This is a genomic window from Tumebacillus sp. BK434, assembly GCF_004340785.1.
Classification (GTDB): Bacteria; Bacillota; Bacilli; order Tumebacillales; family Tumebacillaceae; genus Tumebacillus_A.
In genome coordinates, this window is the sequence record NZ_SLXS01000001.1 from 517,389 (window position 1) to 542,106 (window position 24,718).

4 protein-coding genes are annotated in these 24,718 nt (G+C 55.3%); all 4 read left to right on the forward strand.

Going from position 1 to position 24,718, the window contains the following annotated elements; genetic code table 11:
• Positions 1 to 89 precede the first annotated feature (89 nt).
• Genes EV586_RS01740 through EV586_RS01755 form a run of 4 tightly spaced genes read left to right on the forward strand, consistent with a single transcriptional unit; the run spans position 90 to position 24,659 of the window.
• A complete protein-coding gene (locus EV586_RS01740; protein ID WP_132943345.1) occupies positions 90 to 12,326 on the forward strand; it encodes a non-ribosomal peptide synthetase in 12,237 nt (4,078 codons plus the stop codon).
• Positions 12,323 to 15,712 carry a non-ribosomal peptide synthetase gene (locus tag EV586_RS01745; RefSeq protein ID WP_132943346.1) on the forward strand — a complete coding sequence of 1,130 codons (3,390 nt, stop codon included), beginning with the start codon at positions 12,323 to 12,325 and terminating at the stop codon, positions 15,710 to 15,712. The genes EV586_RS01740 and EV586_RS01745 overlap by 4 nt, the downstream gene beginning before the upstream one ends.
• A 12-nt stretch (positions 15,713 to 15,724) precedes the next feature.
• The gene (locus EV586_RS01750; RefSeq protein WP_132943347.1) at positions 15,725 to 18,655 is read left to right on the forward strand and encodes a type I polyketide synthase; all 2,931 of its coding nucleotides are present in this window, start codon (positions 15,725 to 15,727) and stop codon (positions 18,653 to 18,655) included.
• Positions 18,656 to 18,683: 28 nt separating this feature from the next.
• Positions 18,684 to 24,659 (forward strand): non-ribosomal peptide synthetase, encoded by a 5,976-nt coding sequence (locus EV586_RS01755; protein ID WP_165898158.1) that lies wholly within the window; start codon positions 18,684 to 18,686, stop codon positions 24,657 to 24,659.
• Positions 24,660 to 24,718 lie beyond the last annotated feature (59 nt).

Genomic DNA, 24,718 nt, shown 5'->3' on the forward strand with positions numbered 1-24,718 from the left:
ATTTGTGAATATTTATTTAAATCAAGGGCGGATTCTGATCGCATAGCAAGTCGGAGAAAGTACGTTTCCAAGAAGGGAGCAGTCACAAAATGTCGGATAAACTACAGTCAACTGCTCAGGTTACTGAACAGTTGATCTATTGGCAACAAAAATTAGGAGGAGATGTCGTGCGCCAGCAACTTCAGACTGACTTTCCACGCACGAACGACAACCTTGAAAACGGGAAAATGTTGAGCTATGAATTGACTCCCAATCTACTCGATTCTCTTTCAAGGTACTGTATGGACGCATGTGTTGACCGGTCTTTACTGTTCATGACCACCTTCTTTATCCTGTTGCATCGATTGACCGACCATGATGTTGTTTGGATTGGAACCCGCATTCGTCTGTCACATGGTGCAGATGAACGAGGGGAGAATGATGTGGTGCTGCGTACGGACTTGGGCGGCAACCTCAGTTTTTGTGAATCCCTGTCCAGAGTTCGCGACACATGGGAACAGGCAAGCTGCCACGGAGATGTGACGATTGAACAGATCAAGGAGCTGTTGCCGAGCGCGGGAGCTCAGGGCGGTGACCCGCTGTTTCAGTTCATGTATCGATACCATTCAAACGATTGGGTAAACAACGAGAAGTTTACAATTGATCTCGCACTGCACGTTGTGGAGCATGGTGATACGCTCAAACTGTATTGGCAATACAATGGTAATTTATTCGAGGAGAGTACAATTAAAGGATTTGCGGAGCGGTATTGTAATCTCTTGCGGGATTATGTGAACAATCCACAGGCGAAAATGTCAGAAATTTCAATCCTCACCACCGATGAGCGCCGCTTGTTGTTTGATGAATGGGTGCGGACAAGTGAGAAATATCCGGCAGACAAGTGCTATCACCAACTGTTCGAGGAACAGGCAGCACGAACTCCTGATGCAATCGCGGTGGAGTTTAATGGTCAACAACTCACTTATCGCGAATTGGACGAGCGTTCAAATCGGTTAGCTCATTACTTGCGTGGTAAAGGGGTCAAACTGGAAACATTGGTCGGTCTGTGCGTTGACCGTTCGCTCGAATTGATCGTTGGTGTGCTTGGCATTTTAAAAGCGGGAGGTGCCTATATACCGCTTGACCCGTCTTACCCAGTGGATCGACTCTCCTTCATGTTGGCAGATACAACAGCACCTGTCTTGATTATGCAGGAACAGTGGATTGGCCGTGTGCCTACTCAGGGGATTGAAGTCGTGCGAATTGATGGGGATTGGGACCTGATTGCGAAAGAAAGCGGTGAGCGATTGGCCCACCAATCTACCATCGACAACGCTGCATATGTCATTTACACTTCGGGCTCTACAGGTCGTCCCAAAGGTGTAATCGTCACTCATGCAGGTCTTGGCAACTTGATGACAGAACAAGTGGCGCATTTTGAATTAGGACTGGGATTCCGTGTCTTACAGTTTAACTCGATTAGTTTTGATGTATTTGTCTGGGAATTGACGGCAAGTTTGCTGACCGGTGCAACTTTATGCCTTACAGACCGAGAGACCTTGCTAGGACCAAACTTTGCCGATTTATTAGACGAGAAACAGATCACGACCGTCACGGTGCCACCTACATTCTTGTCGATGCATGAGCCAAAGGAAATGAAATACCTTCGTCATTTAATTGTAGGCGGAGAGGCGTGTTCGAAAAATTTGGTGCAACGTTGGGGACGAGGTCAAAAGTTCTTTAATGCTTATGGTCCAACCGAGACGACGGTGGTTTCAAACCTGTATCAATGCTCTGTCGAAGAAGAAACCAACCCAGCGATCGGTCGTCCATTTCGCAATGTAGAGGGCTACGTTTTGGACAAGTACATGCAACCAGTGCCGATCGGTGTCCCAGGTGAACTGTATATCGGGGGAGTTGGTATCTCCCGTGGATACTTAAATCGACCTGAGCTGACCCAGGAACGTTATCTCGAACATCCTTTCTCAGAGCAACCTGGTAAGCGTGTTTATAGAACGGGCGATTTGGTTCGTTGGAGAAAAGACGGTGAGATCGAATACATCGGTCGAATTGACAATCAAGTCAAGGTTCGTGGACATCGTATTGAACTTGGCGAGGTTGAAGCGGTGTTGGGAGATTGCCCCGGTGTCAAGGAAGCGGTCGTGATCGTACGTGAAGACCAACTGGATGATCAACGTTTAGTCGCTTACTTTACAGTTGATGAACAGGTTGACGACGTGATGAAGATCCGTCATTGGTTGAAAGGCAAACTGCCAGCTTACATGATGCCGTCTGCATTTGTTTGCTTAGATGCATTCCCGTTAAATCCGAACGGCAAGATCGAAAAAAGTTTGCTCCCAACACCGAACGTCGCTCAGAAAGTCGAGTGGGAAACGGGAAAGTTCCGCGATTCCCTTGAGGAGGGGATTGCGAAGATTTGGTGTGAAATTTTGCAGGTGCAGCAAGTCAGTGCGGAAGATAACATCTTTGATCTGGGCGCACATTCGCTGACGTTAACGCGAGTGGCTTCGCGTGTAAAAGAACGTTTCCAGATCGAGGTGCCAATCGGAATGCTGTTTAATGCGCCGACAGTGCCGGAGCTCGCAGACGTCGTTCGTGCCGCAGTTAAATCTGAAAAAGTGGAGTCGTTGTTCGCAAGACGTGGCGAAAGTGCGCCGTTGTCCTTCGCTCAAGAACGGCTTTGGTTCCTCGATCAGTATCTTGAAGATCCATCGATCTACAACGAGCAGTTTGCGTTTTGTCTCGAAGGTACATTGAATCGAGCGGCTCTCGAGAAAAGTTTGAATGAGATCATTCGGCGCCATGATGTGCTGCGGACCACATTTGCGAACGTTGACGGTGTGGCGATACAAGTTGTGGCACCAGAATTGCACTTGGTTTTAAACGAAGTCGACTTCCAAGCATGTTCGTCGACAGATGTATTGGCAGAAGTTGAACGATTTACACAGAGCGAATGTGCGCGTGCTTTTGATTTGAAGCAAGGGCCGTTAGTACGCGGTTTCCTGATTCAATATGCAGAAACGGGACATTTCCTGGTCTTGATACTGCATCACATCATTGTTGATGGTTGGTCGCTGGGCCTGTTGGTTGAGGAACTGAAAGCGCTCTACCCAGCGTTTGTACATCATCAAGTGTCTCCTTTGCCAGAACTTGCGATCCAATATTCCGATTTTGCTGCTTGGCAACGGGAATGGATGCAAGGAGATGCACTTCAACAGCAGCTGGACTACTGGAAGCAGCAACTAAGCGGGGAACTGCCTGTGTTGCTCTTGCCGACAGATCATCCGCGTCCGAATCTTCAAACCTATCGTGGTGGACAACAGAAAATTCAATTGCCCGTTGCACTTGGTCAGGCATTGCAAGAACTAAGCCGAAGAGAAGGTGTCACCTTATTTATGACGTTGCTGGCAGCCTTCAAGGTACTGCTGCACCGTTATACCGGGCAACACGACCTGCTCGTCGGCAGTCCGATCGCCAACCGAAATCGTCGGGAGATCGAAGAATTGATTGGATTTTTTGTGAACACATTGGTCTTGCGTACGGATCTGTCGGAGCCACTTCGCTTCCGAGAACTGTTGCATCGTGTGCGTGCGGTCACAATCGAGGCGTATGCACATCAAGATGTTCCGTTTGAAAAATTGGTCGAAGAAGTAAGTCCTGATCGCAGTCTTGCTTATACTCCACTGTTTCAGATCATGTTCGTGTTGCAAAATGCCTCGGGTGATGGATTAGGTCAGTTCCAAATGGACGACTTGCAAATGCAAGCCTATGAATTTGATCGGGGCATGACGATGTTTGATTTAACAATGCAAGTTCATGAATGGAGCGATCGTCTGCACGTATCGATTGAATACAATCGAGATTTATTTGAAGGTGCAACAATTAAGCGCATGCTGGAACATTTCCAACAGGTGCTCGAATCGGCCGTTCGCGAACCTGATCAGCAAGTTGTTCAATTGCCACTGTTGTCACCAGCCGAGCGGAACCAACTGTTTCAAGAATGGAACTGTGAGGTGGTCGACTATCCGGCCAAGACGTTCCAGGAACTGTTTGAATCGCAAGTGGAGTTAAGACCTGATGCGGTGGCGATTGAGTATACAGATGGTCAGATGACATATCGCGAATTGGATGTGCAATCGAATCAATTGGCTAGATATCTCCGCGGGCAGGGAGTCGGAGTGGAAACATTGGTCGGTCTTAGCTTTGATCGTTCGCCTTCGATGATCGTTGGTGTGCTCGGCATCCTGAAAGCTGGTGGTGCGTATGTACCGCTTGATCCGAATTATCCAACGGATCGCCTGGCGTACATGATAGAAGACTCGCAAGTTTCTGTGTTGGTCACAGAAGAGAAGTGGCTCCCTTCATTACCGACTTTTTCGGCGCGAACGATCTTGCTGGACGCAGATTGGGAACAGATCGCGGAGCAGAGCACGGAACCGTTACCGCATGAAACACAACTCGACCATGCGGCGTATGTCATCTACACATCGGGTTCTACCGGTCGACCAAAAGGTGTCGTGGTCACCCATTCGGGGATCGGCAACTTGATGACCGAACACAAGCGCAGTTTTGGGGTGCAGGCGGGAGACCGTGTCTTGCAGTTTAGCTCGATCAGCTTCGATGCGTTTGTATGGGAACTGGTGATGACGCTGTTAACGGGTGCCACCTTGTATCTGACCGATCGCGAGTCGTTGCTGGGAGCCGGTTTCGTTGACATGTTAAGGGAGAAGAAGATCACAGCGGCCCTGTTGCCTCCGTCGTTCTTGGCGATGCAAACGCCACAGGAGTTGCCAGACTTGCGCAATTTGATCGTCGGTGGCGAGGCTTGCACACAAGACCTGGTCAAACGCTGGGGGGAGGGCCGGAACTTCTTCAACGCGTATGGTCCGACCGAATCGACAGTATGCGCGACACTGTATGTCTGCAACCCTCAAGAGGAGAGCCATCCACCAATCGGCAAGCCGATCATGAACTCGCAGGTATACGTGCTCGATCAGCATCTGCAGCCGGTTCCAGTCGGTGTGCCAGGGGAGTTGTATCTAGGAGGTGTTGGGCTCGCACGCGGGTACCTGCATCAACCGGAACTGACGGCAGAGCGTTTCATCTCACATCCCTTCTCGGAGGAACCGGAAGCGCGTTTGTATAAGACGGGTGACTTGGTGCGCTGGGACAAAGCCGGAGTGATTGAATACTTGGGCAGAACTGACAACCAAGTGAAAATCCGCGGTCACCGGATTGAATTGGAAGAGATTGAAGCCGCCTTGAGCCTTTATGAAGGGATCCGACATGCGGTGGTGACCGTGCGTGAAGATGGGGACAAGCGTCTGGTCGCATACGTTACAGGTGAAGTAACGGCTCATGAGGTACGCCAATGGCTCAAGGAGCAGATGCCAGAGTATATGATCCCGTCGCCGATTGTCGTGTTGGAAGCGATGCCTTTGTCTCCGAACGGGAAGGTGGATCGCCAAGCATTGCCAGTTCCAGTGCTGGAACTGGAGATGGCTACTCATGAAGAGTATGTGCCACCCGTTACGGACTTGGAAATTACGGTTTCCGAAATTTGGGCAAAGGTGTTGAATGTAGCGCAGATAAGCCGCAACCACAATTTCTTTGCATTAGGTGGACATTCGTTGCTCGCAACACAAGTCGTTTCCCGCCTACTGGAAGTTCTGAATTGGAGCATCCCAGTTCGCCTCCTGTTTGAAGCGGATACTCTTGCTGCGTTCTGTATCAAGTGTGAACAACAACACCGTGAAGCAGCGTTGTCTACGTTACCGGTTCTGCAGGCAGTCGAGTCGAGGGAGAAACTGCCGTTATCCTTTGCTCAGCAAAGCCTCTGGTTCATCGATCAATTCTTGTCCGATCGTTTCGTTTATAACATGCCGGTGCTCTATCAATTGACTGGCATGCTGGATGCTTCGGTGTTAGAGTGTGCGCTGAATGAAATTGTTCGACGTCACGAGATATTGCGTACTGTCTTTGTCGAAGTCGATGGCATCGCCAAACAAGTGATCCTGCCAGAACTGGACCTGAACATGACATGTACGGATTTGAGCGATATAACGGATCCGGAGCAACGTCAAGAACAATTGAAGCAGGTGCTCGCCACGGGAGTTCTTCATGAGTTTGACCTGCGTCACGCACCGTTGTTGGCCGTTTCCCTGGTCAAAATAGGCGAAGATGAACATGTGCTGCTACTGAACATGCACCATATCATCTCCGACGGTTGGTCGATCGGAGTACTGTTGGAAGAGCTGCATGTATTGTATGAAGCATTCTCCCAAGGTCGTCCTTCTCCACTCGTACAGTTGGAAGTTCAGTACGCGGACTTTGCCGTTTGGCAACGTGAGTGGCTACAAGGAAACATCAAGGATGAGCAGATGACCTATTGGAAGCAGAAATTGGGTGGCGTACTGCCGATCTTGCAACTTCCGACAGATCATCTTCGACCAACCGAGCAGACCTACCGCGGCTCTCGTGAAACGATCATGCTGTCCAAAGAGATCACCGAGGGTTTGAAAGCAATCGGAACACGTGAAGGTGTTACGTTGTACATGACCCTGTTGGCGGCCTTCAAAACGTGGCTCTTCCGTTACACGGGAGAAGAGGACATTTTGGTCGGTAGCCCGGTTGCGAACCGCAAATTCCCCGAGTTGGAAAAGTTGATCGGTTACTTTATCAATACACTCGTGTTGCGCACTGAGTTGTCAGGCGATCTCACATTCAACGAATTGTTAGGGCGCATCCGTGAGACCGTTTTAGAAGCTTACACGTATCAAGACGTTCCGTTTGAACAATTGGTTGACGAACTGAGTCCTGAACGAAGCACAGGTTATTCACCGCTGTTCCAAGTGATGTTTGTGTTACAAAACGCACATGGTGATCTGCAACAAATCGGTCATGTAAAAATTCGCTCATTGCCTGTAGAAATGGACATCGCCAAGTTCGACCTGACGTTGTCGATGCGTGAACAGGAGGGAGGATTGGCAGCTGAATTTGAATACAACAGCGATATGTTCGACCGTGAGACCATTCTCCGCTGGGCTCGACATTTCGAAGCACTGCTCGTTGGTGTGACCGCCAATCCCAATGCTGAATTGTCACGGTTGCCATTGCTCCTGGAAGCAGAAATGCAGGAAAAGTTGACACAAGGCGAGGGTCAATGGCAAGAGTTTGAGCGGGACTTATGCATACATCAGTGGTTTGAAGCACAGGTCGTGCAAACTCCTGATGCGGAGGCAGTGGTGATGAACGACCAGCGCCTGACGTACCGTGAAGTAAATGAGCAAGCAAACAGACTGGCTCACTATCTATTATCATTTGGCGTTGGTCCAGAAGTGAAAGTCGGAATCAGCTTCGATCGATCGATCGAAATCGTGATTGCCATTCTCGGGACGTTGAAGGCGGGAGGCGCCTATGTGCCACTCGACCCAAACTATCCACAGGACCGAGTCAAGTATGTGCTTGAGGACGCTCAAGTCGCCGTCTTGCTGACACAAGAGCATTTGTTAGACAATTTGCCGGAGCATCAGGTTCCCGTGATTTGCCTCGACCGTGATGCTGATGTCATCGGCCGTCATGAGTCGGACAACTTGCCATGTGAAGCGAACGCTGACAGCCTGGCCTACGTCATCTACACGTCCGGTTCGACCGGTAAGCCAAAGGGTGTTTTGATTCCACATGGGAACGTAATCCGCTTATTCAAAGCAACGGAGCATTGGTATGGATTTCATGAACGGGATATTTGGACGCTGTTCCACTCCTATGCGTTTGACTTCTCAGTGTGGGAAATCTGGGGGGCACTGTTATACGGTGGTAAAGTCGTCGTCGTGCCGTATTGGGTCAGCCGTTCTCCTGAGGACTTCCTAGACCTATTGGTCAGCGAACGGGTGACGGTGCTCAACCAAACACCGTCTGCATTCCGCCAACTGATCCAAGCGGAGGAACGAAAAGGGGATGCAGCTCAGCCATTGGCACTGCGTTATGTGATATTCGGTGGGGAAGCACTGGAATTGCAAAGTTTGAAATCGTGGTTCGAGCGTCATGGCGATGAACGGCCGACATTGCTCAACATGTATGGGATCACGGAAACAACCGTTCACGTCACGTATCGCCCGATCCGTTGGGTGGACGTGGTACGTGGAACGGGCAGCGTGATCGGTGCTCCGATTCCGGACTTGCAGGTCTTTGTGCTCGATCAATATCTCCAACCCGTACCCATCGGCGTGTGTGGGGAAATGTATGTCGGCGGTGCAGGTGTCGCCCGTGGTTATCTGAATCGTCCGGAACTCACCAACGAACGTTTCATTCAACATCCATTCTCGTCCGACCCGGATGCACGTCTCTATAAAACAGGGGACTTGGCACGTTACTTGGCGGACGGGGACCTGGAGTATTTGGGACGCATCGACCATCAAGTTAAGGTTCGTGGATTCCGGATTGAGCTTGGCGAAATCGAGTCCAGCCTCGTCGAGCATCCGCACGTACACGAAGCCGTCGTGCTGGTCCGGGAAGACACGGATGGTGAGAAGCGTTTAATCGGCTATCTGGTGACTGATGTCGATCAGCAACTAACTCCGCGTGAACTTCGAGAGTACCTGTTGCAGCGTTTACCTGAGTTCATGATCCCAGCCGCATTTGTGATCCTCAAGTCTTTGCCGCTGACTGCAAACGGCAAGGTCGATCACCGTGCATTGCCGTCACCTGAAGAGAACGGTCCCGAACAGATGCGCACCTATACAGCACCTCGCAATGAAGCTGAGGAAAAGTTGGCGGGCATTCTCACAAAGGTCTTGAAAGTGGAACGTATTGGGATTCAAGATAACTACTTTGAGTTGGGTGGCGACTCAATTCTGAGCATTCAGGTACTCGCGGAGGCACGAAAACAAGGCATTCAGTTCACTTTGCAAGATTTGTTCCGTCACCAGTCGATTTATGAATTGACAGAATCGGGTGTCCTGGGCTTAGTGGATCGTGAAATGGAAAAACAGACCCCATTTTCGCTGATCACCGAAGCGGATCGTAAGCGGTTGCCGTCCAATCTGGACGATGCCTACCCACCGACCCAACTGCAATTGGGAATGTTGTTCCACAGTGAAAAAGAAGCTCAGCAAGCCATTTATCACAATGTGTCACTTCATCACCTGCGCGCACCATTTCAGCAAGATGCGATGGAGCAAGCGTTAGCGGTACTGGTGTCTCGTCACCCAATTTTGCGTACTTCGTTTGCCTTGACTGGTTACAGCGAACCATTGCAATTGGTACATCGTCATGTGGTCATTCCATTTGAAGTATACGATCTGCGTGATCTGCCAGCAGGTGAACGAGAACAAGCGCTGGATCGTTGGTTCGATGCAGAAGTGAAACGTCCGTTTGATTGGGATTGTCCGCCGATGCTTCGTGTCAGTATGCATCGCATCGATGAGGAGACGTTCCAATTTGGTTTGACGGAGCATCACGCAATTTTGGATGGATGGTCGGTTGCTTCGTTGCTCACTGAAATTTTTGTAACCTACATGTCTTTGGTAAAAGGTGAAACACCGCATTCAGAAGCTCTGCAGTCGCAGTTCCACAAGTACGTCAAATTGGAACAGACTGCGCTAGGATCTGAAGAAACAAAAGCCTATTGGCAGCAAACGTTACAAGGCTTCACGTTTACCCAACTTCCGCGAATCGAAGGAAGAGATCGCACGAAGCCATCGCGGATGCATTTGACTCGAGTCGAAGTGCCGAGCGAGGTCTCGCATGGCTTAAAACGGCTGGCTCAGCAGGCGAATGTACCACTTAAGAGCGTTCTTTTGGCTGCACACCTTCGCGTGTTGAACGTGTTGGGGGCTCAATCGGATGTGTTGACCGGTATTGTCACCAACGGTCGGATCGAGGAAGTGGATGGAGAGCGAGTGCTCGGCTTGTTTTTGAACACGTTGCCATTGCGACTGGAATTAGCAGGGGGGACTTGGCGGGAACTGGTGCAAACGGTATTTGCCACCGAGCGTGACCTGTTGCCACACCGTCGTTATCCAATGGCGCAAATTCAGCAGGATTTAGGTGGGCAACAGTTGTTCGAGACTGCGTTTAACTACACGCATTTCCACGTTTATGAAGCGCTGTCGGGCATTCCAGAAGTGGAAATTCTCGGTGAGAGATCGATTGCGGATTCGAGTTTTGTGTTTGCCGTTGAGTTCGGATTGGATTCACAAAATGCGGAAGTGCAACTGTATCTGCGTTGGAATGAAGCGGAATTGACTCCTGAGCAGGCAGCGAGGTTCGGATCCTACTACCAGAACGTATTGGAACAGATCGCTTCGAACCCATCGGGTCGCTACGAAATCCACTCGGTCCTGTCGGCGGATGAGCAGCATCAAATTCTGGTGGAATGGAATGAAACTTCGGTTGAATATCCGAAAGTTGAACTCTTACACCATCTGTTTGAACAACAGGTGGAAAGGGCGCCTGATGATCTGGCCGTTTCGTTTGCGGGCTGTGAGGGCCTGACGTATCGCCAACTGAATGAGCGGAGCAATCGCCTCGCACACCGTCTGCAAAAGCAGGGTGTCGGACCGAATGTACTGGTCGGTGTCTGCATGGAACGCTCTTTGGAAATGGTGATCAGTCTCTATGCAATCTTGAAAGCGGGTGGCGCGTATTTGCCGCTGGACCCGTTCCTGCCAGCAGAGCGACTAGCTTTCATGTTAGAAGAGGCACAAGTCGCTGTCTTGTTGAGCCAATCGCATTTGCATGACAAACTGCCAGCATCAAGCGCAGAAGTGATGCACCTTGATCTGGAAGCCACATGGGCGAAGTTAGCCGATGAGCGTGTTGACAATCTTGTGACTGCAACGACGTCGAAGGATACCGCTTATGTGATTTACACATCGGGATCAACAGGAAAGCCCAAAGGCGTCATGGTACCACATCGAGGGATCATCAACCGCCTGTTATGGATGCAAGAGGAATACAAACTCACCACTGCGGACCGGGTGTTGCAGAAAACACCATTTACGTTTGACGTTTCAGTATGGGAATTCTTCTGGCCGTTGTTCCTTGGAGCACGTCTGATTGTGGCGAAACCAGAAGGTCATAAAGACAGCGCGTATCTGGTTGAACTGATTCGAGAACAGGGGATCACAACCGTGCATTTCGTACCTTCCATGTTACAGATCTTCGTGGAAGAATCGCAGGTTCAGACTTGCACGTCGCTGCGCCTCGTATTCTGCAGTGGTGAAGCGCTGCCGTTCGAACTGCAAGAACGTTTCTTTGAAATCAGTCAGGCGCAACTTCACAATCTCTATGGACCTACAGAAGCTTCCGTCGATGTCACCTACTGGGCTTGTGAACCAAACAGTGACCGCCAATTCGTGCCAATCGGTCGACCGGTTGCCAACACCAACTTGTACATCCTGGATCCGTTCCTGCAACCAGTGCCGGCAGGTGTGGCCGGTGAACTGCATATTAGCGGTATTCAGGTAGCAAATGGATATTACAAACGTCCGGAACTGACGGCCGAGAGGTTTATCGCAGATCCTTTCTCCGCGATGCCGGGGGTGTCGATGTATAAGACAGGCGACTTGGTAAAATGGCTGCCAGACGGAACGATTCATTATTTGGGTCGCATCGACAACCAAGTGAAGATCCGCGGTTTGCGTATCGAATTGGGTGAGATCGAAGCGGCGCTGGGCAGTTGTTCCGGCGTGCGGGAAGCAGTTGTCACCGTTTGGGAGGTTGTACCGGGTGATCAGCGTCTCGTCGCGTATTTGACAGCAGAGGAGCAAGCAACTGTAACAGACCTGGAATTGCGTGAACAGGTAAAAGCGCAATTGCCAGACTACATGGTACCGTCGGTCTTTTTCTGGCTGGAAGCAATGCCTCTGTCGCCAAATGGCAAGGTCGACCGCCGTGCTTTGCCGGCACCTGACTCGAATCTCATCCCGGCGATGAACGAGTATGAGCCACCACGCAATGAAATGGAGGTGTTGTTGGCTCGTATTTGGCAACAAGTCTTGTGTAGAGAAGGTGTCGGCCGGAACGATCACTTCTTTGAACTCGGTGGTCACTCTCTGCTGGCGATGCAGGTCCTTTATAAGCTGCGGGAGATCTACAGCCTGCCGCTCCCGATCGGCTTGATGTTTGAAAAACCGACTCCGGCGCTGCTCGCCGCCGAAGTGGAACGGCGCATCGCAGAGTCGGCCCGGCAAGTCGAACAACCGATGAAGCGGCAGACAGACGGGGAAAACGCGCTACGGCTGCTCGAGGAGCTGGAGTTAACGGATGAAGAGGTGGAGCTGCTGCTCCAACAAGCGTTACTGGAAGCGGAGGATGCACAATGAGTTCGAACATCAAACAACTGGATCAAATGACGCCGGAAGAAAAGAGAGCGATGCTGGCACAGTTGATGCAAAAGAAAAACGGCGATGTGAAAACCGCCCCGGTCTCTTTTGCTCAACAGCGCTTGTGGTTTGTCGAGCAGCTGTACCAAGGCAGCCCGATGAACAACGTTCCGCTGGTGCTCCGCCTGCGCGGCTTCCTCGATCTGGAGGCGTTGGAATGGTCGTTGCATGAAATTGTGAAGAGGCAGGCGGTGTTCCGCACCACGTTTGCTGCCGTCGAAGGTCGGCCCGTCCAGCGGATTCATCCGCCCAAACCGTTTGCCCTGCCGCTGATCGACTTGAGGGGTCTGCCCGAGGGGGAGCGGGAGGCGGAAGCGGAGCGACTGATGACCGAAGAGGCGGCGCGCACCTTCGACCTCGGCCGCGACCTGCTGTTGCGCGCTGCGGTCATTCGTGTGGAGGACGAGGAGCACCGGCTGATGCTGACCATGCATCACATCGCCACTGACGGCTGGTCGCGCGGGGTGCTGTTGAAGGAACTGATCCACTTTTACCGGGCCAGAACGCAAGGGGTAGAGGTGCAGTTGCCGGAGCTTGAGGTCGGCTACGTCGATTATGCGGTCTGGCAGCGCGATCATTTAAAAGACGAGTACCTGCACGGCCTGCTCGGGTATTGGAAGGATCATCTCGCCGGTGCTCCGGCCCTGCTCGACCTGCCGCTCGACCGCCCCCGTCCCGGCAAAGAGAGCTTTGCCGGCGGTCAGGTGCGGATGCAGGGTTCTGCCGACCTCCTGCAGCGGCTGAAGGAGCTGAGCCGCAGGGAAGAAGCAACGCTGTTCATGACGCTGCTCGCAGCCTACTACACGCTGCTCTGCCGCTACAACCGGCAGGAGAGCATCGTGATCGGCACACCGGTCGCCAACCGCACCCGACATGAGCAAGAAGGGCTGATCGGCTTTTTTGTCAACATGCTGCCGCTGCACCTCGATCTGTCGGGCGACCCGACCTTTTGCGAGCTGTTGCAGCGCATGAAAAAGGCGGCGCTCGGTGCGTTTGCGCATCAAGACCTTCCGTTTGAGCGGCTGGTCGACGAGCTGGATGTCGAGCGCAGCCTGAACCAGTCTCCGCTGTTTCAGACCACGTTCACGCTGCAAAACGCGCCGTCCACAGCACTGGAACTGCCCGGCTTGGTGCTGGACGTGTTCGAGCAGACCAACGGCACCGCCAAATTTGACCTCTCTCTGTTTCTGTGGGAAGCGGACGGGGGACTGGCCGGCGGATTTGAATACAAGACCGACCTGTTTGAGGAGGGCACGGTCGAGCGGTTGTCCCGTCATTATATGACGCTGTTGGAAAGCATCGTCAACGCGCCGGACAGCAGAATCTCGGAGCTTCCGATCATGTCGGCACAAGAGCGAGCGCACCTGGTGCAGTTGGGTGAAACGGAGACGGTATCGGCGCGCGACGAGCTGCTGCATCAACTGTTTGAAGAGCAGGTGCTGCGCACCCCCGATCATCCGGCACTCGTGTTCGAAGGCCGGACGATGTCCTACCGCGAGCTGAACGAACGGGCGAACCGAGTGGCTCATCACCTCAAAGCGCAGGGGCTGGGCCGCGGTCAACTGGCCGCCATCTTCATGGAACGCTCTTTTGAGATGGTGGTAGCGGTGTTCGGCGTGTTGAAATCGGGCGCGGCGTATCTTCCTCTCGATCCCGATTACCCGGCGGAGCGTCTGCAGTTCATGCTGGATGACTCCGCAGCCCGCTTTGTGTTGACGATGGAAAGGCTGGCCGGGAACATACCTGCAAACCGCGCCAATTTGCTCTGTCTGGACCGCGACTGGGCGGAGATTGCCCGCTCGAACGCCGACAATCCCCAGGGTGGGGCGCTGCCTTCCGATCCGGCGTACGTCATTTACACGTCGGGCTCCACCGGCCGTCCAAAAGGTGTCGTCACTGCGCATCGGGGCATCTGCAACACGATCCGCTGGTACCATGATGATTTCCCGATGACGACGGAGGATGCACAGGTGCTGAAGTCGCCGTTTAGCTTCGACGCTTCTGTGACGGAGTTTTTCGTTCCGCTGTCTTTAGGCGCGCGCATCGTCATCGCCCGTCAAGGCGCGCATCGCGACCCCGGCTATCTGGCCGGCTTGATGGCTCATGAGCGGGTGACGGTGGTACAGGTGGTGCCGACCCAGTTGCAAGTGCTGCTCGATGAGCCGCGATTTGCCGAGTGCGTGCACCTGCGTCAGGTCTACTGCGGGGCGGAGCTGTTGACAACCAGCCTGCTGGAGCGGTTTCATGCCGCATCGAAAGCCGATTTGATCAACATGTACGGGCCGACTGAAGTATCGGTCGAATGCACCTATTGGCTTTGCGAGCGCGGCGATGGGCGCCACGCCATCCCGATCGGACGTCCGATTCCGCGCATGCAGCTCTACGTGTTGGATGAGCGCATGGAACCTGTGCCGATGGGAGCGGTCGGCGAGATTTACATCGGTGGGATCGGGGTTGGTCTCGGCTATCTAAACCGGCCGGAAATGACGGCGGAGCGCTTCCTGCATAGTCCTTTTGCCGCCGCCGGAAGCGGGGAGCGGCTCTACAAGACGGGCGACTTGGCGCGCTGGAATGCGGAAGGGGCGCTGGAGATCATCGGTCGCGCCGACCATCAGGTGAAAATTCGCGGGCACCGCGTCGAATTGAGCGAGATTGAAAATCTGGTCCATGAGGCGGACGGCGTGCGCAACGCGGTCGCTCTGGCGAGGGAAGTGGAAGGCGACACGAGGCTGATCGTCTATATCACGCTCGACAAGAGCATCGCCAATCCGTTCGAAGCAGAAGCGCCGGGCAGAGAGACGCCGGCTCGCCAATTTGCTTTGTCCCTGCAGCAGCGTTTCAAAGAGCTGCTCCCAGCCTTTATGGTTCCTTCCGCGGTGATCCCACTCGAGGAGATGCCGCTGTTGCCGAGCGGAAAAATCAACCATAAGCTGCTGCCGGAACCGAAGATCGAGCGCAACACGCACATTGAATTTGTCGTGCCGCAAAGCGAATCGGAGGTCTTGATCGCCGCGATCTGGCGTGAAGTGTTGAAGGTTGACAAGGTGGGCCTGCATGATAACTTTTTTGATCTGGGCGGGCATTCCCTGTTGGTGATCCAAGTGCACACCAAGCTGTGCCGAGAATTGAACAGGGACATCGCGCTGGTCGAGATGTTTCAGCACCCGACCGTCTATGCGCTGGCCAAACTGCTGAGCGCTCCGGAAAATCACGACAGCCGTGACAGCCTGTCCATGCAACAGGCGGAACTGGCGGCGGAAGCGCGGAGCGACGCGATGCAGCGGCGCAAAGATGCCCGGCAGCAACGCCGCGATGCCAGACAATAAGGAGGAGCCGGTATGAATCAGTTTCATGGCCATGAGATTGCTGTCATCGGGATGACCGGACGGTTTCCCAGAGCGAAAGACATCGAACAATTTTGGGACAATTTAAAACACGGCAATGAATCGATCTCTTTTTTTAGCAGAGAAGAGTTGCTGGCTGCCGGCATCGCGGCGGAGCAAGTCGACGATCCGAACTACGTGCCCGCCAAAGGGATGGTCGACGGCGCGGACATGTTTGACGCCGCTTTTTTCGGGTTCTCCAAGCGGGAGGCGGAAGTGACCGACCCGCAGCAGCGCCTGTTTCTGGAATGCTCGCATGAGGCGTTGGAACATGCCGGGTACGACCCGGAGCAGTACAGAGGCCGCATCGGCGTCTATGGCGGTTCCAACCTGAGCACTTATCTGTACTTTAACCTGTTTCCGAACCAAGAGATCATCAATGCGGTAGGTCTGACCAGCGTGGTGATGGGCAATGACAAAGACCACCTGGCCACCCGTGTTTCCTATAAGCTCAATCTGACCGGCCCCAGCGTCTCCGTGCAGACAGCCTGTTCGACGTCGCTGGTGGCGATACATACGGCTTGTCAGGCGATCATCAGCGGCGAGTGCGACATCGCCTTGGCGGGCGGCGTCTCCATCGGTGTGCCGCAGATTTCCGGCTATCAGTACCAGGAAGGCTCGATCGCGTCCCCTGATGGGCATTGCCGGGCCTTCGATGCCCGTTCGGGGGGCACCGTGAGCAGCAGCGGCGTCGGGGTCGTGGTGCTAAAGCTGCTCGAAGACGCGCTGGCCGACGGCGACACGATCCACGCTGTGATCCGCGGTTCGGCGATCAACAACGACGGTGCCAATAAAATTGGCTACACCGCCCCCAGCCCGGAAGGCCAGGCTGCGGCGATCAGCGAAGCGATGGCGGTGGCCAAAGTGCCAGCCGACTCGATCTCCTACGTCGAAGCGCACGGCACCGCCACCAACCTCGGCGATCCGATTGAAATCCTCGGCCTGACCAAAGCGTTCCGCACCCGGACAGAAGCCAAAGGATTTTGCGCGATCGGTTCGGTCAAGACGAACGTCGGGCATCTCGATGCGGCGGCCGGCGTGACCGGGCTGATCAAGACGGTGCTGTCGCTCAAGCATCAAATGCTGCCGCCGTCCCTTCATTTTGAGTTGCCAAACCCGAAGATCGATTTTGTCAACAGCCCGTTTTACGTAAATGACAAACTGTGTCCGTGGCTGAGCGAAAAAGGGCCGCGTCGAGCTGGTGTCAGTTCCTTTGGAATGGGAGGCACCAACGCGCATGCGATCCTCGAAGAGGCGCCGGCAAGCGTTCCCTCAGGCTCTTCGCGCGGTCTGCAGCTCCTGATGCTGTCGGCGAAGACGGGCACAGCGCTGGAAGCGGTGACCGAACGCCTGCTCCGGCACTTCGAACAGCACCCGCAAGTCTCGCTGGCCGATACCGCCTACACGCTGCAGGTGGGGCGCGCCTCTCACCCTTTTCGACGTCTCGTGCTCTGCCGCGATGTCGAAGAGGCCAAGCGAATGCTCCGCGATCGCCCTTCCGAACGCGTCATGAATGGTGTGGCCGATACGGCGCGCCGTCCGGTGGTGCTTCTGTTCTCAGGCAGCGGTGCTGAAGAGCTGCGGCGCACAGCACAGGAGCTGTATGCGTCCGAAGCGGCGTTTCGCCAACAGCTCGACAGGCTGCGGGAGGTATTCCTTGCTGTGACCGGACAGAACCTTGATCTCGCGCTGTCCGCCTCGCAACAGCAGACGGAGGACGCCGTCTTGTTCGTTCTCGAATACGCGCTGGCGAAGCTCTGGCTGGACTGGGGGCTGCAGCCGGAAGCGCTGATCGGGCACGGCGTAGGCAGCTTTGTCTCGGCGGCTCTGGCACAAGTGTTGACCGTACAGGATGCCTTGGTTTTGGTGACAGAACGGGCGCGGCTGCTCGGAGCGCTGCCGCAGGCGGCCGCGCTGGAAGTGCCGCTTTCGGCAGCCGAACTGACGCCGGTGCTCGGCAGTGAGTTGTCGGTGGTCGAAGAGGCGGGCCCGCACCGCACGATCATCGCCGGCCCGCAAGCGGCAATCGAGGAATTTCAGCGCGATCTGGCCGACTTCAATGTCAGCTGCACGGTGGTCACCGCACGCTTTACGCTTCCATCCACCATTACGGAAGCGACAGTCGGCGCTTTTTTGGAAAAATTGCAGATGGTGCGCCTGCACGAGCCACAGTTGCCTGTGCTGTGCTCGACGATGCGTGACTGGTTGAGCGTGGAGCAGGCGACCGATGCCCGCTTCTGGGCGGAGCAGCTGCGAACCCCCGTGTCGTTCGCTGACGGTTTGCAGGCCTGGGCTAAGAAATCGGCGCATCTCTACCTGGAAATCGGCACGGCGGGCTTCCTTGGCGAGCAGGTCCGTAGCATGCTGCCGGCCGAGCAGGTCGGTGCTCTCTGGACGAATGTCCGCGTTGTGGATGCGCCATGGACAGCGGCCGAGCACCTGCAGGTGATCTGGGGCGAGATCTGGCTGCAAGGCGGCGAGGTCGACGGCACGGGTTACCACAGAGGGGAAGCGCGCCGCCGAATTCCACTGCCAACCTACCCGTTCGAACGCCAGTCCTACTGGGTTGAGCAAAACGTGCAGCCGTTCACGGCAGGCGTCAGCGCGAAAAGAACGGACGAGGAAGTGCTTTTGGACACAGACAATGAGATCGAGCTGAACATTGCGAAAATCTGGTCGGAGTTGCTCGGCATCAAGCAAGTGACGGTAGATGACGACTTCTACCAACTGGGCGGAGACTCGCTCTTGTCGATCCAGATGATCGCAAGGATTAAAAAACTGTACCCGGTCGAACTCGACATGCGGCAGTTAGTCGAAGCGACGACGATCGGCGAATATGCCGAAATTGTGGAATTGGCCCTCATCGAAGAACTCGAGCGGCTTTAACAACGGAGAGAGAGGAGGAGGTTCTTATATGTCTGCCAATCGTTTAAAAGATCGCCTGTCGAGTCTGACCCCGGAAAAAAGAGCACTCCTTGAACAGCTGAAAAAAGGCGGCTTCCAAGAGACTTCGGAGAGTGACGTCATCCGTCCCCGCGACGAGCAGGGTCAGGCTCCGCTTTCCTTTGCCCAGCAGCGGCTGTGGTTTCTCGACAAGCTGTTGCCCAATCGCAGCGCCTACAACATTCCAGGCGGCATCCGGCTGAAAGGCAACGTCAAAATAGAAGCATTGGGAAAAAGTTTCGAAGAGATCCTCCGTCGCCATGAAGTGCTGCGCACCCGCTATGCGACTGTGAACGATATGCCGGTGCAGATCATCGAACCCGCAGGTCCCTATCATCTCGAAGTGGTTGATGTGCGCGAATTGCAGGGCGCGGCCCGGGATGCGGAGATCGACCGCTTGTATCAGGCGGTCAACAAAGGAGTTTTCTCGCTGGAAGAAAGCCCGTTTCTGCGCGCCCAACTGATTCAAACGGCCGACGATGAATATGTGCTGGCACTTTGTGTGCACCACATCGCTTTCGACGGCTGGTCGTCCGGTCTGCTGTTCAAAGAGCTGGCCGCTTTGTACCACAGCAATGTCCACGGGCTGCAGTCCACACTGCCGGAGCTGTCGATCCAATATGCCGATTATGCGCTTTGGCAGCGCAAGTGGCTGCAAGGAAAAGTGCTGCAGAACCAGCTCTCCTACTGGAAAGAGCAGTTTCAAGGCGCGCCGACACTGTTGCCGCTGCCGACCAATTTTCCTCGCCCGGCGGTGCAGTCCTACCAAGGGACGAGAACTTCGCTCGTGCTGCCATCGGAAATGGCGGTGCGGGTGAATGAGCTGTCCAAGCAGCTTGGGGTCACCCCGTTCATGACCTGGCTCTCCGTCCTCTACACGCTGTTGATGCGCTACAGTGGAGAGCAGGACATCATCATCGGCACACCGATCGCCGGTCGCAACCGCATCGAGCTGGAAAACTTGATCGGCTTTTTCGCTAATACGCTGGCGCTGCGCATCAACCCTGCCGAAGCGGTCAGCTTTGCTGATTTGCTGCGCCACGTGCGCACAGTTGCGCAAGGTGCTTACTCACATCAAGATCTGCCGTTTGACCGCCTGGTAGAAGAGCTGCAGCCGGACCGCGACCTCAGCCATCATCCGCTGTTCCAGGTCATGTTCGCGTACCACAACTATGAAAATCCGGATCTGGTGCTGGAAGATGTCGTGCTGACGCCGACCGAGATCGACAGCAACACGACCAAATTCGACCTGTGGTTCTCCATGACTGAACACGCGGACGGCGTGTTCATCACGTTAGAATACAACACCGACATCTTCGAGGCGGAGACGATCGAGCGTCTGAAAGGCCATTTCCAAGTGCTGGCCGAAGCCGCCCTGCAACAGCCGGAACGGCCGATTGCCAATCTTGAGCTGCTCACCGATGCGGAGCGTAAGCAACTGCTCGTCGAGTGGAACCGTACCGCCGTGGAGTACCCGCGCTTCGACAGCCTGCATCAGCTGGTCGAAGAGCAGGTCGAGCGAACGCCCGACGCCATCGCCTGTGTGTTCGAAGGCCGCGAGCTGACCTATCGCGAACTGAACACCCAAGCGAACCGACTGGCTCATCATCTTCGCTCGCTGCAGGTAACGGCCGACACGGTGGTCGGGATCTGTGCCGAGCGCTCCTTGGAAATGGTGATCGGGCTGGTAGCGGTCTTGAAAGCGGGCGGCGCGTATCTGCCGCTTGATCCGGGCTATCCGCAAGAGCGTCTTGCCTTCATGATCGAAGACGCCAACCTGAACATCATGCTCACCCAACAGCATCTGGCGGATGAACTGCCGCAGCATGACGCGCACGTCATCCACCTCGACGAACTTGACACCTTGCTCGCCGGACAAAGCGGGCAGAACCTGCCAAACATCGTCGCTCCGGACAATCTAGCCTATGTGATCTATACGTCCGGCTCAACCGGCAAGCCGAAAGGGGTGATGGTGTCGCATCGCGGTGTGATCAACCGCCTGCAGTGGATGCAGGCCGAGTATCGCCTCGATCAAAAGGACGCCGTCTTGCAAAAAACGCCGTTCAGCTTTGACGTTTCGGTCTGGGAGTTCTTCTGGCCGCTGATCACGGGCGCCAAACTGGTCGTCGCTCGTCCGGACGGCCACCGGGACAGCGTGTATCTGGTGCGTTTGATCGCCGAGCAGCAGATCACGACGCTGCATTTTGTACCTTCGTTGCTTCAAGTTTTCCTCGAAGAAAAAGACCTGTCCGCCTGCAAGAGTGTCAAGCGGGTCATCTGCAGCGGGGAGGCGCTGTCTTATGAGCTGCAAGAGCGTTTCTTCTCGCGGATGTCGGCGGAGCTGCACAATCTGTACGGCCCGACAGAAGCGTCGATCGACGTCACCTATTGGGCGTGCTGTACGGACAGCAGACGCCGCTCGGTGCCGATCGGGCGTCCTGTCGCCAACACGCAGCTCTATGTGCTGGATGAGCATCTGCAGCCGGTGCCGATCGGAGTGCCGGGTGAGCTGCACATCGGCGGCGTCCAAGTGGCGCGCGGCTACTTGAACCGCCCGGAATTGGTCGCTGAGAAATTTATTGCCGATCCGTTTTCCGGCGACTCTGGTGCCCGTCTCTACAAGACGGGCGACCTGGCTCGCTACCTGCTGGACGGCACGATCGAATATCTTGGCCGCATCGACCATCAGGTCAAGTTGCGCGGCCTGCGCATCGAGCTCGGCGAGATCGAGGCGGTGATCGCGCAGCACGAAGCGGTGCGCGAGGCGGTGGTGATGGTGCGCGAAACTGACAAAGAGGATCAGCGTCTGATCGCCTATGTCACGCGAAACTCCGATTATCAGGCAGCAGAGGCGCCCGTCCAGGAAAGCTCACTCAAAGCAGAGCAAGTTGCAAACTGGCAGCTCGTATTTGACGAGACCTACAGCCAGACGACAGGCGAGGACGAATCGGAATTCAACATGGTCGGCTGGAACAGCTCCTACACGGGCGAACCATTAAGCCGCGACGAGATGAAAGAGTTTGTCGGCAGTACCGTCAACCGGATTTTGGAACAACGGCCGCGCCGGGTGATCGAAATCGGCTGCGGTACCGGGCTGTTGCTGTTCCCGATCGCGCCGCACGTCGAGCAGTACCTTGGCACCGACTTCTCTGCTGTCGGCTTGAACTTCATCCGGCAGCGTTTGGCGCGGATGGAGTGCACACTGCCTGTCTCCTTGGAGCAGCTTTCCGCCGACCAACTGACGGAGCTGGAAGCCGGTTCGTTCGACACGCTGGTCATCAACTCGGTCGTGCAGTACTTCCCGGGTGTCGACTATCTGCTTCGCTTCCTCGACGGCGCCATGCGCCTGATCGCCCCGGGCGGCCGTATCTTCCTCGGCGACATCCGAAGCCTCCCGCTGCTCGAAGCGTTCCATACTTCGGTTCAGCTGCAGAAAGCGGCCGATGAGATGACAGTTGAGCAGTTGCGGATGCTGGTGCAAAAAATGCTGGCCGAAGACGAGGAGCTGAACCTCGACCCGGCGTTTTTCGATGCGCTGCTTCGCGTATACCCACAGCTGTCCGGTGTGGAAGTGCTGCTCAAGCGAGGACGTCACCACAACGAGCTGAACCAGTTCCGCTATGACGTGATTCTCCGCGTAGGTGAAGGGACACAGGCACAGGATACGCTGTGGCTGGATTGGGAGGCCGACGGCTGGAACGTCAGCCTGCTCGAACAGGCGCTGCAGGAATCGGCGCCGGACCAATTGGGTATGCGCGGAGTCCCGAATGCCCGGCTGGAAATGGAGCGCCGGGCGCTGACGCTGTTGCCGAGGTTCGACGGCAGCAAGACGGTCGACGAACTGCGCCGGGTGATCGACGAACAGGTGGTTCCTTCCGCTGTCGATCCGGAATCGCTGTGGCAGCTCGCCGAAGCGTGCGGCTACGGGCTTGAGATCATGCCGAATGCCGTTCAGCCTGCGGCCTTCGATGTGCGGTTCACGAAGCGGGGGAGCGCCGCGCCGCAGCTTGTTTTCGAAGCGGCCGCCACGCGGGAGCCTGCTGCTCCTGCCGATTTCCGACAGTATGCGAACAACCCGCTGCACGCCAAGATCTCCCGCCAACTGCTGCCGGAGTTAAAAGCGTATGCCAAAGGGAGGCTGCCCGACTTCATGGTGCCGACCCACTATGTGCTGCTGGAGACGCTGCCGCTTTCTTCGAACGGCAAAGTTGACCGCAAAGCGTTGCCGATGCCGGTGCTGACGCGGTCCGATACTGCGGTTGCCTACGAAGCGCCGCGAAACGAGATCGAGCAGACGCTGGTGCAGATCTGGGAAGACGTGCTGGGGGCGGAGCAGATCGGCATTCGTCAGAACTTCTTTGAGATCGGCGGCGACTCGATCAAAAGCATTCTCGTCATCTCCCGCGCCTACCGCGCCGGTCTGGAACTGACGCCGCAACAGCTCTTCCGCAACCAGACGGTCGCCGATCTGGCCACGGAGGCCGTCGTGCTGGAACAGGCGCAGGAGTCGGTAGCGACGGAGGATACGTCGTACGACTATCCGCTGGTCAAGCTCAACCGATGTGACCTGCACGAGGCGGTCGGAGCGGAGCTGGTCATCGAGGACGTGTATCCGCTGTCGCCGATGCAGCAGCACATGTTCGAAGAGCTCCATGCCAATCCGGAGCCCGGTCTGTTCTTTGTACACCGCTTTGGCGTGATGCAAGGGGAACTGCGGCCGGATCTGCTGGCTCAAGCCTGGCAGATCACGGTGGACCGGCATGCCCACCTGCGCTCGCAGATCGCCTGGGAAGGGCTCGAGCAGCCGGTGCAAGTGGTGGCGAAGCACGCCGAGGTCGACTTTGAATACTTGGATTGGCGCCATCTCAGCGCGGAGGAACAGGAGGCCGGGATGCAGCGCTATCTGGAAGACAAGTGGAACCAGTGCATGGACTACTTAAAGCGGCAAACCCCGTGGTCGATGCTGTTCGTTCGAATCGGGGAAGACATGTACCGCGGAGTCTGGAGCAACTCCTACTTGTTCATGGACGGCTGGAGCTACACGATCCTGAACAACGAGGCGTTTAACAACTACAGCGCGCTGTGCGCAGGCAAGCCGACCGAAGTATCGGAGGGGCGCCCCTACCTCGAATACGCCGTTTGGCGCATGAATCGCGACCTGACCCCGGCCCAAGCGTACTGGGTGGAACATCTCAACGGCTACACCGAGCCGGTGCCGTTTGCGGAAAGCATCCCGGGCAACCGGATCGGCAGCGAGGAAGGGTTCGGCCGTCAACAGCAGTTCCTGTCGCTTGCGACCACTGAGCAGTTGCACCGTATGGCGCGCTCGCACAAAGTGACGGTCAACGTGCTGATCCAAACGGCATGGGCGCTGTTGCAAAGCCATTACAGCGGCAACCGCGACATCGTGTACGGCGTTGTCTCATCCGGACGTCAGCCTGCTTTTGCAGGCATCGAGACGGTCGTGGGTCAGCTGATGAACATGCTGCCGCTGCGCATCGTGATCGATGAGCAGCAGTCGGTGCAGGAACTGTTGCAGCACGTGCAGGAAAGCCAGCTTACATTGTCCCAGTTCGACATTACGCCTCAGCAGAAGATTCGCGAGTGGATCAACTGGCCGCATGAACGGCGCATGTACCAAAACTTTATGGTCTTCCAAAACCTGGGCTCCTTCGCCTCCACGCTGGACGGCTTCATGAATGACCATGAGATCTACGGCTTGTCCTCTCCGCCGCAGAAGAACGATTTCATCGCTCGCATGGAGCATCCGCTGCGCTTTGACGTGTTTATTGGAAAGCAGATCGAACTTCACATGTCGTATTACCGCCAGTACCTGACCGATGCCACCATCACCCGCGTGATCGGCGATCTCGAAGCGATGATCGAGCGCATGACGGCCGACCCGGCACAGCCGGCGGGAGAACTGCTGAGGGATGGCAACGACTAAAAGAACGGGAGTAACACCTCTCGTTCAGTGCGCTGGCTTTGTATCAAAAAATGTTGGAG